10 protein-coding genes are annotated in these 15,771 nt (G+C 28.5%); 9 read left to right on the top strand and 1 reads right to left on the bottom strand.

Going from position 1 to position 15,771, the window contains the following annotated elements:
• Nucleotides 1-64: 64 nt before the first annotated feature.
• Both BUB01_RS00060 and truA read left to right on the top strand, forming a co-directional pair.
• Entirely contained in the window at nt 65-4,342 is a 4,278-nt protein-coding gene (locus BUB01_RS00060) for a 2-hydroxyacyl-CoA dehydratase (protein ID WP_072984036.1), read from the top strand.
• Between the two features lie 242 nt (nt 4,343-4,584).
• Nucleotides 4,585-5,322 (top strand): tRNA pseudouridine(38-40) synthase TruA, encoded by a 738-nt coding sequence (gene truA, locus BUB01_RS00055; protein WP_072984034.1) that lies wholly within the window; start codon nt 4,585-4,587, stop codon nt 5,320-5,322.
• Nucleotides 5,323-5,357: 35 nt separating this feature from the next.
• Here the strand turns inward: truA and BUB01_RS00050 are convergent, their stop codons facing one another.
• A complete protein-coding gene (locus BUB01_RS00050) occupies nt 5,358-5,936 on the bottom strand; it encodes a hypothetical protein (protein ID WP_242958341.1) in 579 nt (192 codons plus the stop codon).
• 278 nt (nt 5,937-6,214) lie between these two features.
• Here BUB01_RS00050 and BUB01_RS00045 point away from each other — a divergent pair, with 278 nt between their 5' ends.
• From BUB01_RS00045 to BUB01_RS00015, 7 genes are all read left to right on the top strand, one after another.
• Nucleotides 6,215-7,015: a hypothetical protein gene (locus BUB01_RS00045; protein WP_072984032.1), complete on the top strand. Its 801-nt coding sequence runs from the start codon at nt 6,215-6,217 to the stop codon at nt 7,013-7,015.
• Nucleotides 7,016-7,032: 17 nt separating this feature from the next.
• A complete protein-coding gene (locus tag BUB01_RS00040; protein ID WP_072984030.1) occupies nt 7,033-8,046 on the top strand; it encodes a DUF6709 family protein in 1,014 nt (337 codons plus the stop codon).
• Nucleotides 8,047-8,168: 122 nt separating this feature from the next.
• Nucleotides 8,169-8,468 carry an ATP-dependent Clp protease adaptor ClpS gene (locus BUB01_RS00035; protein ID WP_072984028.1) on the top strand — a complete coding sequence of 100 codons (300 nt, stop codon included), beginning with the start codon at nt 8,169-8,171 and terminating at the stop codon, nt 8,466-8,468.
• 3 nt (nt 8,469-8,471) lie between these two features.
• Nucleotides 8,472-10,727, top strand: a complete 2,256-nt coding sequence (gene clpA / locus BUB01_RS00030) for an ATP-dependent Clp protease ATP-binding subunit ClpA (protein ID WP_072984026.1) — start codon at nt 8,472-8,474, stop codon at nt 10,725-10,727.
• 189 nt (nt 10,728-10,916) lie between these two features.
• Entirely contained in the window at nt 10,917-11,570 is a 654-nt protein-coding gene (gene aat / locus BUB01_RS00025; RefSeq protein ID WP_072984024.1) for a leucyl/phenylalanyl-tRNA--protein transferase, read from the top strand.
• Between the two features lie 242 nt (nt 11,571-11,812).
• Nucleotides 11,813-12,511 carry a hypothetical protein gene (locus BUB01_RS00020; RefSeq protein WP_072984022.1) on the top strand — a complete coding sequence of 233 codons (699 nt, stop codon included), beginning with the start codon at nt 11,813-11,815 and terminating at the stop codon, nt 12,509-12,511.
• Between the two features lie 15 nt (nt 12,512-12,526).
• Nucleotides 12,527-15,771, top strand: a 3,245-nt coding sequence (locus BUB01_RS00015) for a calcium-binding protein (protein WP_143152430.1), incomplete at its 3' end; no start/stop codon positions are given.

Raw genomic sequence — 15,771 nt, 5'->3', positions numbered from 1 at the left:
TTATAAATTGTAGTAATATAGTATAGTTTGAGATTAAAGTTTTAAATTATAAGGAGAGTTTTTAATGAGTATTTATAATATGGGATTAGATGTAGGATCAACTACAGTTAAGATGGTAATTTTAGACGAGAATCATCAAATAATATATAGTAAATATAGAAGACATTTTTCAGATATAAAAAGTACTATTATAGGATTAATAAGAGAAGGATATAAAACAGTTAAGGATATAAATGTAACAATAAATGTAACAGGTTCTGGTGGGATGTCTGTTTCTAAGTGGTTAGATATACCGTTCATTCAAGAAGTTATAGCATGTACGAAAACAGTTGAAGAACTTATACCAGAAACGGATGTTGCTATAGAACTTGGTGGAGAGGATGCTAAGATAACATATTTTGAAGGTTCAGTAGAGCAAAGGATGAATGGAACTTGTGCTGGTGGTACAGGAGCATTTATAGATCAAATGGCAGCATTACTTAAAACAGATGCTACAGGACTTAATGATTTAGCTAAGGAACATAAAGTTCTTTATCCTATTGCAGCTAGATGTGGTGTTTTTGCGAAAACAGATGTGCAACCTCTTATAAATGAAGGGGCTAATAGAGAAGATATAGCAGCTTCAATACTTCAAGCAGTTGTTAATCAAACAATAAGTGGACTTGCCTGTGGTAAGCCTATTAGAGGAAATGTAGCATTTCTAGGAGGTCCATTATACTTTTTATCAGAGCTTAGACAAAGATTTATAGAAACATTAAATCTAACAGATGATGCTGTTATTTTTCCAGAGAATTCACAGCTTTTTGTAGCTATAGGAGCAGCTTTATCATCTAAAAAAGTTAAACCTATAAATTATAAAGTTTTAGTTGAAAAGGTAAATAAAATTAAGGATATACAATCTCATGAGATAGAGAGACTTAGACCTTTATTTAAGAATGAAGAAGAATTTAATGAATTCAACCTTCGTCATAGTAAAGCTAAAGCAGAAAGAGGGGATATTCTTTCTTATAAAGGTAGAGTGTATTTAGGAATAGATGCAGGTTCTACAACTACTAAGGCTGTACTTATTGGAGAAAATAGTGAAATATTGTATTCATTTTATGGAAGTAATCAAGGTAATCCATTAAAGAAGGTACAAGAAATATTACATGAAATATATGGACAAATAAATGAAGATATAGTTATTGCAAATTCTACGGTTACAGGTTATGGTGAAGCTTTAATTCAGGCAGCCTTACATGTAGATATTGGTGAAATTGAAACTATAGCTCACTATAAAGCGGCAGAACATTTTCTACCAGGTGTTGATTTTATATTAGATATTGGTGGACAAGACATGAAATGTTTAAGAATCAAGAATGGAGTTATAGATTCAATATTATTAAATGAGGCTTGTTCTTCAGGATGTGGTTCATTTATAGAAACTTTTGCTCATTCACTAAATATGGAAATAACTGATTTTGCAAGTGAAGCTCTTTATGCAAATAATCCAGTTGATTTAGGTTCAAGATGTACAGTATTTATGAATTCAAGAGTTAAGCAGGCACAAAAAGAAGGAGCACATGTTGGTGATATATCAGCAGGACTTAGTTATTCTGTTATTAAAAATGCTTTATTTAAGGTTATAAAGGTAAGAGATCCTAAGGAAATGGGAGCCAAAATTATAGTTCAAGGTGGAACTTTTTATAATAACGCAGTGCTTAGAAGTTTTGAATTAGTATCAGAAAGGGAAGCTGTAAGACCAGATATTGCAGGGCTTATGGGAGCTTTTGGAGCAGCTATAATATCAAAGGAAAGATATACAGAAGGTTATAAGACAAGCTTGCTTTCTAAAGAAGACATAGAAAGTTTTTCTATGAAAACCAATTTAAGAAGATGTGGCTTATGCAATAATAATTGTTTATTAACTATAAATAAGTTTTCTACTGAAGAGGAATTTATATCAGGTAATAGATGTGAAAGGCCTTTAGGGAAAGTAGAGAAAAAAGAGGAAATTCCTAATCTTTATGATTATAAATATAAAAGAACTTTTGCTTATAAACCATTGAAGCTTGAAGAAGCTAAAAGAGGAGCGATAGGAATACCAAGAGTTCTTAATATGTATGAAAATTATCCATTTTGGTTTACATTATTAACTGAATTAGGATTTAGAGTAGAAGTTTCTCCAAGGTCAACTAAGAAGGTTTATGAATTAGGTATAGAGACAATACCATCAGAATCAGCTTGTTATCCAGCTAAAATAGTTCATGGACATATTATGGCTTTAGTTAATAAGGGTGTAGATAAGATTTTATATCCAAGCGTAGCTTATGAAGTAAAGGAATTTGAAGAGGCTAATAATCATTATAATTGTCCTATAGTAACTTCTTATCCAGAAGCTATAAAGAACAATATGGATGTTATAAAAGAAAAAGGAATTAAATTTATAAATCCTTTCTTATCTTTAAATGTTAAAGATAAGTTATATAAGAGAATATATGATGAATTTAAATCTTTTGGAGTTAGTTATAAAGAAGCTAAAAAGGCTGTGGATTTGGCTTGGGATGAAAGAAACAATTATAAAAATGACATACAGAAAAAAGGCGAAGAAGTTTTAAGTTACTTAAAGGCTACAGGTAAAAAAGGAATAGTTCTTGCAGGTAGACCATACCATGTAGATCCAGAAATAAATCATGGAATACCAAATATAATAACAAGTTTTGGTATGGCTGTACTTACAGAGGATTCTATAAGTCATTTAGGTGTATTAGATGAGAAACTTAGAATAGTAGACCAATGGTCATATCATTCTAGACTTTATAGAGCAGCTGCATATGTTAATACACAAGAGAATTTAGAGCTTATACAGTTAAATTCCTTTGGTTGTGGTTTAGATGCTGTAACTACAGATCAAGTACAAGAAATTTTAGCCCGTCATGGAAAAATATATACTGTTTTAAAAATAGATGAAGGTAATAACTTAGGAGCTGTAAAAATCAGAATTAGAAGCTTAAAAGCTGCTATGGAAGAAAGAGAAAAAAATAATTATATACCTATAAAAGAAGAAAATCCTTATAAGAGAATAGTATTTACTGAAGAAATGAGAAAAAATCATACAATATTAGCACCTCAGATGTCACCTATACATTTTGAGATTGTAGAAGAAGCATTTAATAGTTCAGGTTATAACTTTGTAGTACTTCCTTCTAATGATAAAGAAGCTGTAGAAGAGGGTCTAAAATATGTAAATAATGATGCTTGTTATCCTTCTATAATAGTTATAGGACAAATGATACATGCTTTAAAATCAGGTAAATATGATTTGAATAATACTTCTGTTATTATTTCGCAAACAGGTGGAGGATGTAGAGCTACAAACTATATAGGCTTCCTTAAAAAGGCTTTAGTTGAAGCAGGATTCTCCAATATTCCAATATTATCTCTAAATGCAGTAGGTATGGAGAAGCATCCAGGGTTTAAAATGACATATAAACTTTTAGATAAAGCTCTTATGGCAATGGTATATGGAGATTTATTCATGAGGGTTTTATATAGGGTAAGACCTTATGAAAAAGTAAAAGGATCTGCAAATGCGCTTTATGCAAAGTGGAATGAGAAGGCTAAAGAGAATGTTAGAAATGGAAGTAAAAAAGAATTTAACAGAAATATAAAAGAAATAGTAAGAGAGTTTGATACTTTAGAAATAACAGATGAAGTTAAACCTAAAGTAGGTATAGTTGGAGAAATATTAGTTAAATTCCATCCAACAGCGAATAATGATATAGTTAATATATTAGAAAATGAAGGTGCAGAGGCAGTGATGCCAGATCTTTTAGATTTCTTTTTCTATTCAGCTTATGATGATGATTTTAGATTTAGATTCTTATCAGGAAGAAGATTAGATAAAAATATATCTAACTTAGCTATATGGTATATGGAAAGATACAGAAAAACATTGAAGGTTGAATTAGAAAAGAGTACTAGATTCCATGCTCCAAAACATATAAAGGAACTAGGAAAGATGGCATCAGAAGTTCTATCATTAGGGCACCAAACTGGTGAAGGATGGTTCCTAACAGCTGAAATGATGGAATTAATAGAAAGTGGAGTTAACAACATAGCATGTCTACAACCATTTGCTTGTCTGCCAAACCATGTAACAGGTAAAGGTATGATAAAAGCACTTAAGCAAAGATATCCTATGTCTAATATAACACCAGTAGACTATGATCCAGGTGCATCAGAAGTAAATCAGCTAAATAGAATTAAACTTATGTTATCAGTAGCATTTAAAAATTTGGAAGCTACTGACGAAGTGAAAGCTGTTATGGATGAAATAGCTAGTGTAAAGGAAATATTTTAAAAGTCCTAATATAAAAAAGTAACAGTAAAATATACATTTATAAAATGCAAGGGTGAAACATCATAGCGCCCTTGCATTTTCAATACTTTATAAATAATGGAAAAAACGAGCGATTTTAAAAATGTTAATAAAACGCATAATATAATTTTTTCTGTAATGACAATTATATACTTTAACTTTTAATAGCTTTATATTATCTATAAGGATATAATTATAAATAAAAACTTAAAGGTGGATAACATATGAGAAATTTAAAAATGACTATTCAATTTGATGGAAGTAGATATAAAGGCTTTGAAAATCCTAAAGCTATTGATGCATCTGTATTAAATAAAATAGAAACTGTATTAAATAAAATGACAGGAGAACAAGTAAAGGTAGTAGGCTGTGGCAAAACTGATGTAGGTGTACATGCGGAAAATTATATAGCTAATTTCCACACTAAGTGTACTTTAAGTACAAATGCTATGCTAGATTATTTTTATGAATTTTTACCTGAGGACATAGTAGTTAAAAATTTAGATGAGGTTGATGAGAGATTTCATTCAAGGTACAATGTTAAGTCTAAAACTTACCTTTATACAATAAATAATAATAAGTTTAGAGATGTATTTAGTAGAAAATATGCTTATCATATAGATATAGACCTAGATTTAGAAGAAATGAAAAAGGCTGCTGAAGTTCTAATTGGAAAGTATGATTTCCAAAGCTTTACTAATTTAAAGCCAGGTTCTAAGTCAACTATTAGAACTATTGAAAGTATTAATATAACAAATAACAAAGGTATTATAGAAATAGAAATGACAGCAGATGAATTCTTACTTAATATGCCAAGAATAATTGTAGGAACTCTTTTAGATGTAGCAAAAGGAAAAATAACAGCAAAAGATGTAGAGTCTGATTTAAAGATGAAAAAAAGAGCAGAATTTGGACCTATAGCAACTTCAAAGGCATTATGTTTAAAGTCTGTTAAATATTAAAGAAATGGCCAATATCATGTGATATTGGCTGCTTTTTATTCTTCTATTTCTTTATTTTCTAAATTGCTTCTTCTGTTATCTAGCGGATTAAGATTAATATGGTGAACTTTTTCATTAGACTTTGGCTCCATAAGCATGTTGTCTAAATGAAGTCTTCCTTCAGGGGTATTGCAAACTACATAGATATCATTATGTTGCTTGTGGATTACCCAGCTAAAAGATTCTACAGAAGATTTATCTTCTTTTGAAATTAAAGCTTTAGCAGTAGGATTGCCTAATTTATCATTTAATATTATAGCTAATGTATCTGCATCTACTTTTTCATATTCATTTAAAGAGTTTCTTTCAACTATTTCTAAATTACATTTTCTATTATCTAGCGTATCTCCATTTAAATGCTTAATTGGAGCTTTTGGATTAGTATCTAAAACTAAAGCATGAAGACTTTGTTTTAAAGGTTTAGATTTTTTATTAGTTTTAGACATACATATGTTTTGTACTAAATAATTATTAAAATCCTTATTCCATTCAGCAAACCAAGAACCTTGAGATTTAACTTTATCTAAATCAGCAGTATCTATTTTAGCTGTAAGCATCTCACCATTTTTTTTCATTATTGAAATTAAGGTTATCTCACCATTAGTTTCAAATTTGTTTTCTATGTTTTTATAATTAGTATTTATATAAAACACCTCTTTCTTTATATTTAATGAATGTATTTGTAATTATTATCATTTATACAGCATTTATTCAAATAACAATATTATAAACTTTCATCTTTATTAACTATATCAAATAACTTGTATAAAAGATATAGGAAAATACGAAGAAATGTTATATATTGTAATTGATTTAAATTAATGGTAAAATATAGAGCTGGAGAGGTGATTGGATGAATTATAATAAATATCAAAAGGTTAATCATATTGGGGCAATAATATTCTTAATATTAGGATTAGTTATAACAACGATATTAGGATTTATATATTCACTAACTATAGAGTATATAAGTATAGGGAAATATTATATTATTATAGGAATTATATACGCCTTGATAATATACTTTATTTTAGAAAAGTTGACTCTTGCATTAAAAGTTAGAAGTTTAAAGGTTACTATGGTGTTGGTTTCAATGATAGCTATTTTTGCTGTTTACATAAGGTGGGTAAGTTCTATATTTATTATTTTTAATAAATTAATGTTTAATCCGCTAGAATTATTTAAACATATGAACATAATAGTTAGTACAGAATTTGATAGTGTTAGAGCATTTCTTATATGGTTTCTTTGGGGGGTAGAAGTATTTGTGATTGTAGGAGGAATTATTGTAGGATGTTTTGATAAATTATCAAAAGTAATATTTTGTGAAAATTGTAATGGCATATTGAGTGGTGTTGAAAACATAAGTGGGTTGAGTAAGATTGAAGATGAAAATGAATTTAAAAGTTTATTAGAAAAAGGAGATTTATCGCCTTTGTACAAGCTTAAACCAATAGAATCCTATATAGAATTTTCGATGCTAATAGGAAGGTTTTGTAATGACTGTTATGATGATAAAGTATATTTAACAGTAAAAAATATAAATGTTATTAAAGCTAGTGAAAAGAGGGGGAAAGGACAAAAAATTATTGTAGAAAATTTAATAATAGACAAAAATGAATTTTTTAAAATTAAAAGGGCTTTAGAAAGTTAGTTTGGGGGAAATGTATTATGAAGGGAAATCTAATAAAAAAGAATGTAAGGAAGTCTAGTTTTTACAAGATATTGATGGTTATTTTAATTATATTAGGATGTTTAGTTTTATTAGGAGAACAGTTTACTAAAATTTATTGTAAGATAAAAACACCAGAGAAGTATACTTTAGAGAATTTTAATGATATAGAAAATCTTAGAAATAAACCTTGTAGTGTAAGTTCTGAAGGAGCTGTAGATTTAGGGATTGTTAAAAAAACAAGAGGGCTCAGTTTTGATGAAAGTAGTAGATATGTGGCTATACCATTAAAAAATCAAGTTTTAATTGTAGTAGTAGCTGAAAAAAACATAAATGATAAAATATATTCAGGTTACTTTAGAACTAAAAAGGGTGATGAAATAACAAAAATAAATAAAAATCTACTAAAACAAAATGATATAGAATTGACAGGAAATTTAAATGATAGTATTTTAGATTGTCAAAGTATATCTATAAAAGAGATGTTATTTTCATTATTTGAAACTGTTTTAGTTATAGGCGGCATATTTTTATTTTTTAAATATATTAGACGACTTTTTGATATAACAAGGGATCCTATATATTTAAAGCTTGAAGAGTTTGGATTTGCAGATTCGATAATAGATGAATTTGATTATGATGTTTTTATGAAGAATAGTTTTAAAGTTGGAAAGGCAATATATAATGATAGATGGTTAGTGGGTATAGGTGCCTTTGATATGAAAATTGTAAAATTAGAAGAGATATTATGGGTATATTTAGGCACGATTAAACATTCAATTAATTATATCCCAACAGGTAAAACTTATAATATGACAGTAATTTTAGATGGTGGGGGAAAAGAAGGGATAAAGCTTAGTAAGAAAGATGTTATAATACTTATGGAAAAATTAAGAGAAAAAATGCCATGGATATTAGTTGGTTATACAGAAGAGAATATAAAAATTGCTTTTTCAAAAAATGATAACCTACGAGAATATGTAAATAATAGAAAGGCAGATTTAAATATATAAGAAAAGCGAGAATTTTCTGGTATTGATATTAATATATTTAATTAATATAATGAATATAAATAACATTATAAGGGTGTGGGTATATCACATCCTGTTTTTATATATTTTAGTTGGAGGATAATATGGAACATAATATAGTAACCATAGAAAAAAATCAAGTTAAAACAAAAAAGCCTAAAAATTATAAGGTTGTTATGTTTAATGATGATTATACTACTATGGAATTTGTAGTAGATGTACTTATGAATATATTTAATAAGAAAATAGAAGAGGCAACAAAAATAATGATGGATGTTCATAAAAAAGGAAGAGGTATAGCTGGCGTTTATCCTTATGATATAGCTGTAACTAAAGTTTCTAAAGCTATTGGTTTAGCTAAAGAAGAAGGATTTCCATTTAAGCTTGTTATAGAAGAGGAGTAAAATATGATAGTATCTAAGGACGCAAATGATTTAATAATAAGAGCTTTAGATGAAGCTAGAAACAATAAGCATGAATATGTTACAGCAGAACACTTACTATATTCAGCATTAGAAGATGAAGAGATTCAAGGAATATTAGAAAATTTAGAGTGTGATATAGATAGCTTAAAAAAGAATTTGAAAAATTATATGGATAATTTTTTAGAAAAAGTTGAGAAACAAATAAATTTAGAAGAAAGTTATAGCTTTCAACAAGTATTACTTATGGCTAGTGAGCATGTAATCAATTGCGGCAAGGAAGTTATAGAAGTTGAGCATATAATAGCTGCAATATATAATTTAGAGGAAAGTTATGCTTTATATTTTTTAGAGGAAAGTGGAGTTAACAAGACAGATTTATTATATTATTTATCGCATGGAAGAGAAGAGCTAGAAGATACTGAGAAAAATGATTTGTTAGATGATGAAGAAGAGCTAGATTATGAAGAAAATTCAGAATTAGTTTCCAAAGAAAAGCTTCTAAATAAATATACTGTAAATTTAAATGAGTCAGTTAAAAAAGATGGGATTGATCCTTTAATAGGGAGAGAAGATATTATAGAAAGAACACTTCAAATATTATGTAGGAGAACTAAAAACAATCCTGTTCATGTGGGAGAACCTGGTGTTGGAAAAACAGCTATAGTTATGGGACTTGCGGAAAGACTATTAAGTGGAGAGGTACCAGAAAAGCTTAAAGGCTCAGAGATATATTCTTTAGATATAGGGTCTGTTCTTGCAGGAACTAAATATAGGGGAGATTTTGAAGAGAGGATTAAAAAGGTATTAGATGAGCTTAAGAAAAAAGATAACCCTATAGTATATATAGATGAAATTCATAATATAGTGGGGGCAGGATCATTAGGAGCTGGTTCTTTAGATGCTTCAAATCTTTTAAAACCTTATTTAATGGAAGGAAAGATAAGATTTATAGGAGCAACTACTTTTGAAGAATATAAAAAATACTTTGAAAATGATAAAGCGTTAATAAGAAGATTTCAAACTATAGAAGTTAAAGAGCCATCTATAGATGAAACTATAGACATAATAAATGGATTAAAAGTTAATTATGAAAATTATCATAATGTAAAGTATACAGAGGATGCAATTAAAACAGCTGTTAATTTGTCAGCTAAATATATAAATGACAGATATCTACCAGATAAGGCAATAGATATAATAGATGAAGCTGGTTCATATATTAGTATGAATAAAAAAGAAGAGTTAGAAGATAGCGTTATAGACGAAAAAATTATAGAAGAAATAATATCAAAGATATGTCATATACCTAAAAAGACAGTAGAGAAAAATGAGATAAATTCTTTGAAGAACCTAGAAGGTATATTAAAGGAAAATGTGTTTGGTCAAGATAAGGCTATAAAAGAAGTAGTAAGATGTATAAAAATGAGTAGAGCTGGGTTGAATGCTGAAGGAAAACCAGTAGCATCTATGCTTTTTGTAGGACCAACTGGAGTTGGAAAGACTGAAATAGCAAGAAAGCTTTCTGAAAGTTTAGGTATAGATTTGATTAGATTTGATATGAGTGAATATGCAGAAAAACATGCAGCATCAAAACTTATAGGTTCACCTCCAGGATATGTAGGTTATGAAGAAGGAGGACTTCTTACAGATGCTATTAGAAAGAAGCCTCATGCAGTACTTCTTTTAGATGAAGTCGAAAAGGCTCATGGTGATATATTAAACGTACTTCTGCAAGTTATGGATTATGCTACTCTTACAGATAACAAAGGAAGAAAAGCTGACTTTAGAAACGTTATTTTAATAATGACTTCAAATGCGGGAGCTAGTAATATTGGTAAAAAACTAGTAGGGTTTGGAGAAAGAGAAATAGTAGGGGAAGCAATAAATGAAGAAGTTAAAAAGGTATTTACGCCTGAGTTTAGAAATAGATTAGATAAAATAGTAGTATTTAATCATGTGAATGATGAAATGGCATTAAACATAGTAAGGAAAGAACTTAAAAACTTTAAAGTTATGCTTAAAGATAAAAATGTGGATATAAGTTTTACAGAAGAGGTTGTAAAATATGTAGCTAAAAAAGGAGTTTCAAGAGAGTTTGGAGCTAGAGAAATAATAAGATTAATAAATTCAAAAATAAAACCTATACTTATTGACGAAATTTTATTTGGAGCTTTAAGTAAAGGTGGAAAAGGTACTATAGATATTAAGGATGAAGAATTTACTTTAGAAATAGGATAAGTATAGCGTTTATTAATTATAGTATTTTTTTAGAAAATAAAAATGATATATATAATTAGAAATGTAGGATTGATAGTTGAAAATTATTGATTTTATTTTAAGATTTAAATTACTAATGTTAAATGAAGAATTAGCTTAAAAATCTAGTGATTTTAGAATCACTAGATTTTTTAAAGGAGTGTGATTATTATGCCTGTATTTAGACTTACAAAAGAAATAATATTTCCAAGTCCATATTTAGCAGAAGAGGATGGTCTTTTAGCTGTAGGTGGAGATTTGAGTCTAGAAAGGCTAGTATTAGCTTATAAAAATGGGATATTTCCTTGGTATAATAAAGGTGAACCAATTTTATGGTGGTGTATAAAACCTAGATTTATATTAAAACCAGAAGAAGTTAAAGTATCAAAATCAATGAAGAAAATATTAAAAAAAGGTGAATTTAAAGTGACCTTTGACAAGGATTTCGAAGGTGTTATAAGCAATTGTAAAAGTCTTAGGGAGCAAAATGGCGATGGGACTTGGATTCATAATGAGATGAGAGAAGCATATATAAATCTTTTTAATCATGGATTAGCATCTAGTGTAGAAGTATATAAAGATGATGAATTAGTTGGTGGTCTATATGGAGTTAAATTAGGAAAATGTTTCTTTGGTGAGAGCATGTTCTCAAAGGTTAGTAATTCTTCAAAAGCAGCTTTAATTTCTTTAGCTAATAGGTTAAAGGATGATGGCTTTTTGTTTATAGATTGCCAGGTTCATACTAATCATTTAGAAAGCATGGGAGCTAAGTTTATAGAATTTGAAGAGTTTCAGAAGTTAATAGATGAAGGAATAAATTTATAGAAATAGGCTTTATTAATCGGTTAAAGATTAATGAAGCCTATTTTATTTTTGAAGTTAATTTTAAATAGATAAAAAGCTCATAAATATAAAATTATGATAAAAATACAGTAAATTGAAATTTATAGTATTAAATGGTAAAATGTAAGGGAAATATTTTAAGGGAGATGTTTATTATTTTAAAAAATAAGAAAATTAAGAGGGGAATAATATGGCTACTATTAGCTACTCTAGTGGGAGGAAATATGATTAGTTGTGATAATAAAGAATCAAAAGATGTACAAAGCAAAGTAAATAAATATTTAAATGAAACTTATGGTGAAGAATTTGTAGTAGGTGATTTAACTAAACATAGTAACGAGGGGTTTTCAGGAAAATATTATTATGGCCAAGCTTATAAAAAAAGTAATCCGGATATGAAGTTTGATGTGCAATGGGATGTTGGAAATCCTGGAAAATATATTGATAGCTATTTAGAAAAAAAATGGTCTAAACAAGGAACAGAAGAGTTAAAGAAAATTTTAAAAGAAATCTATGGACAAGATATATGGGTATATTTTGTTTTAAATAAGAAAGAGGATCAAGAATATATAAACTGTGATTATAAGGAGGTTATTAGTAAAGCACATGGAGATGTGTATTTTGAATTGGCTTACTATATTCCATGCGAAGGAAATTTAGATAAGAAAAAGGAAGTGGAGAATCTAAACAAAATAATAGAACCATATATAAAAAACAATGGAATGGAAATATTTACTTTTAGGGTATATTATTTAAAAAGTGAGTACAAAGATGAAGTTTTAAAGGATTTAGAGAAAAAGAAATCACATTATGTAAAACTAGATAAATTATATAATGAAAAAAAATTAATTAATGCTGTTTATTTAGATAAATTAAATGAAGTAATCAATAAAGAAGACATTGTTAAAAAATTTAAATATTAAAAGAGGTGTAAGTTTATGAGTAAAGGATTAACAGAACAGCAATATTTATTACTAAGCCAACTTGCATATGCAAATATCGCTGATACTTCAGAAGATGCAGAAAAATATAACACTATGACTTTAGGTGAAGTTTTGGATAAAGTCGGTAAAAATAAATTCAAAACAAATGGTGGAATAACGACCGAAGAATTTAATGGAATAATAGATAAAATAAACGATTCTTCGGAACTTAGAAATCTTACTTTGAAAGGATATCAAAATAATAATAAGTCAGGGAATTATGATGGATTTGTAGGATATGCATTTGAAGATAATGAAGGAAATTCTTATCTTGCATTTAGAGGGTCTGAAAGTAATACTCCGGAGGGACAACATCAAGGAAAGTTTGGAGTTGATTGGGTTGATAATGTTACAATGGGAGTTAATGGAGAATCGTTACAATTTGAGGATGTAAAAAGGTTTGTAAACATGTATGGAAGGAGTATAATTAATCCTACAGAAAATTCAAAAGGCAAAGTTTATGTTACAGGGCATTCAAAAGGTGGAGCAAATGCATTATATGCCTGTGCGGCTATAGATGGGGTAACTGGAATTGCATTTGATGCACCTGGTATAGATCAAGCGCTTTCTTTTGAAGAAAGAATGAATTTAATAAAATCAGGAGTGGTAAATTGTGTAATAAATGATGATATAGTTGGAGCCTCATTATTTCATTCAGAAAAAAGAAAATTTTGTCTTCCGGAGATTACATTTAAATATACTGATGATGATGGAAATGAACTTCTAGGAACTGATCTTAATGGAACTATTCTTGGATTAGCTACAGGACATTATACGCAAGCATTTGATTTTGATGTTAATGGGGAAGCAAAAATAGGACAAAGGACTAAAAAGTCTATGATTGCAGAATGGATTACAAGAGAGCTTTATTTAGAAAATATATTACACGGACGACCACTTAGTAAACTTGTAGATAAAATATCATTATTAAAAGATGTAGAAAGGCTAACTCAAATAAAAGATCCCTTAATATTTATACAAGGCTTAGAGAATATGCTTGTTAAAATGTTAAATGATATTATTTTATCACCAATTAAAGACTTAAAAGAGTTATTCAGGTTATCAACGCTATTAGCGCCACCACGAGTCGATCCACTTACTCTTGATCTAGATGGTGATGGAATAGAAACTGTTGGTATTTCAAATGGTGTTTATTTTGATTTAGATAGTAATGGAATAAAAGAGAAGACAGCTTGGTTAGGAAAAGATGATGGATTCCTTGTTTATGATAAAAATGGTGATGGGATTATAAATAATTCTCAAGAACTATTCGGTGATGTTACTAAGCTTCAAGATGGTACTACTGCAAAAAGTGGATTTATGGCACTTGGAGAATTTGATGAAAATCATGATGGGAAAATCGACAAGCAAGATAGTATTTATAGTAAATTAAGGGTTTGGAGAGATTTAGTACAAGATGGTATTTCAGAAAATAACGAATTATTTACTCTTGAAGAATTAGGAATAGAAAGTATAGATTTATACTCTAAAAATATAAATTCCAAAATGGATTCAGGGACAATAGAAGTTAATAGAGGAAGTTATACAAAAAAAGACGGCTCAAAACATAATATTAGTGAGTTATTGTTTGAAAGAGATACTTTTGATTCAAATTCATTTGATAATTTTGAAGTAGATGAAGAGGTATTAAACTTACCAAATTTATTTGGTAAAGGAGATTTAAAATGCCTTAGTGAATCAATAATGGCTGATAAAACTGGAGAATTAAGATCCTTAGTAAAAGCTTTCGTAAGCGAGAAAAAAGAAGATAATAGACATAGTATTTTTCTGAAAATATTATATAAGTGGACAGGTTGTGAAAAGATTGATTCTACTAGCAGGGGAACAAACATTGATGCCAAAAAAATTGCAGTAATTGAAAAGTTTTTTGGCAACAAATTTGAAGGTGTAAATGGAGCTAACCCAAATATAAATGCAGCAGCAGTTTTAGAAAATATATTTAAACAGTTATATGATAATTTTTATTATCAATTAATGGGACAAAGTCACTTAAAAGAAGTGCTTCCTTTAATATATGGTGATAAACAATTAGAAAAAATAACTGGATATTTTGATAGTGTTTTAGCTAATAACATTGAAGATGGAAAAGAGCTATTATACGAATTTGTGTCTACATTAAGAACAATGAAAATTGAAAAACTTGTTGATATAAAAGGTTTAAGTAATTATTATACAGCAAAATCCAACGAACTAGGATTTATAATTGATTCTATTTATAAAGTTAGAGTTAAAGGTACACAATTAAATGATATATTAAATGGTGGAGATGGTGATGATGTTCTAGATGGTGGATCTGGCAATGATTATTTAGAAGGAAAAGCAGGAAATGATATATATGTGTATAAGAAAGGATATGGAACTGATACTATAAACAATTATGATCCTTCATATAGTACCTCTGTAGATATATTAAGAATGGAAGATATTAAATCAATAGAAGTTAATTTTAAAGCGTCAATAGATGATTTAATTATAGAAATGAAAGATGGAAGTGGTAATGTAACCATAAAGAATTTCTATAGTAGCGATGCATATAAAATAGATAGAATAGAATTTTCGGATGGAATAAAATATGAAATTAAAGATTTAATGAATATGATATTTAAGGTTGAAGGAACTAATGAAAATGAAATTATATATGGATCAAATCGGAGTGATAAAATTGAAGGAAATGGTGGAGAGGATAAGTTATATGGAGCTGCAGGAGATGATATTTTAGATGGTGGACTTGGAAACGATTATTTAGACGGAGGAGCGGGAAACGACACGTATGTATTCGGAAAAGGGTATGGACAAGATATAATAGATAACAGTTCATCATCAGGTTCAGATATAGATGTACTGTTAATGAAAGATTTGAGTTTTAATGAAGTAACATTAACAATCTCAAATACAGACTTAATAATAGAAGTTAATGGAACAAAGGATAGCATAAAAGTAGCAAGATATTTTGAGAACGGATACTTTTCATTAGAAAAGATAAAGTTTGTCGATGGAAAAGAAATGAGCTTCAATGATGTAAAAGAGTATTTAACAACTGTTGGAATGAAGCTATATGGAACTTCTGAAAATGATACGATTAAAGGAACATCACAGATGAATTGGTCTAAAACAGAAATATATGGAAAAGAAGGAAATGATTCTTTGTATGGTGGTTCTGGAAATAATGTATTATATGG

Source organism: Clostridium cavendishii DSM 21758 (genome assembly GCF_900141845.1).
Taxonomy (GTDB): Bacteria; Bacillota; Clostridia; order Clostridiales; family Clostridiaceae; genus Clostridium_AG; species Clostridium_AG cavendishii.
Note: the sequence above shows the minus strand (reverse complement) of the source record. Positions and strands in the feature narration are given on the sequence as shown.

Coding starts and splice junctions, on each gene's coding strand:
- BUB01_RS00060 (WP_072984036.1), top strand. CDS start 65: ATGAGTATTTATAATATGGGATTAGATGTAGGATCAACTACAGTTAAG.
- truA (WP_072984034.1), top strand. CDS start 4,585: ATGAGAAATTTAAAAATGACTATTCAATTTGATGGAAGTAGATATAAA.
- BUB01_RS00050 (WP_242958341.1), bottom strand. CDS start 5,936: ATGAAAAAAAATGGTGAGATGCTTACAGCTAAAATAGATACTGCTGAT.
- BUB01_RS00045 (WP_072984032.1), top strand. CDS start 6,215: ATGAATTATAATAAATATCAAAAGGTTAATCATATTGGGGCAATAATA.
- BUB01_RS00040 (WP_072984030.1), top strand. CDS start 7,033: ATGAAGGGAAATCTAATAAAAAAGAATGTAAGGAAGTCTAGTTTTTAC.
- BUB01_RS00035 (WP_072984028.1), top strand. CDS start 8,169: ATGGAACATAATATAGTAACCATAGAAAAAAATCAAGTTAAAACAAAA.
- clpA (WP_072984026.1), top strand. CDS start 8,472: ATGATAGTATCTAAGGACGCAAATGATTTAATAATAAGAGCTTTAGAT.
- aat (WP_072984024.1), top strand. CDS start 10,917: ATGCCTGTATTTAGACTTACAAAAGAAATAATATTTCCAAGTCCATAT.
- BUB01_RS00020 (WP_072984022.1), top strand. CDS start 11,813: ATGATTAGTTGTGATAATAAAGAATCAAAAGATGTACAAAGCAAAGTA.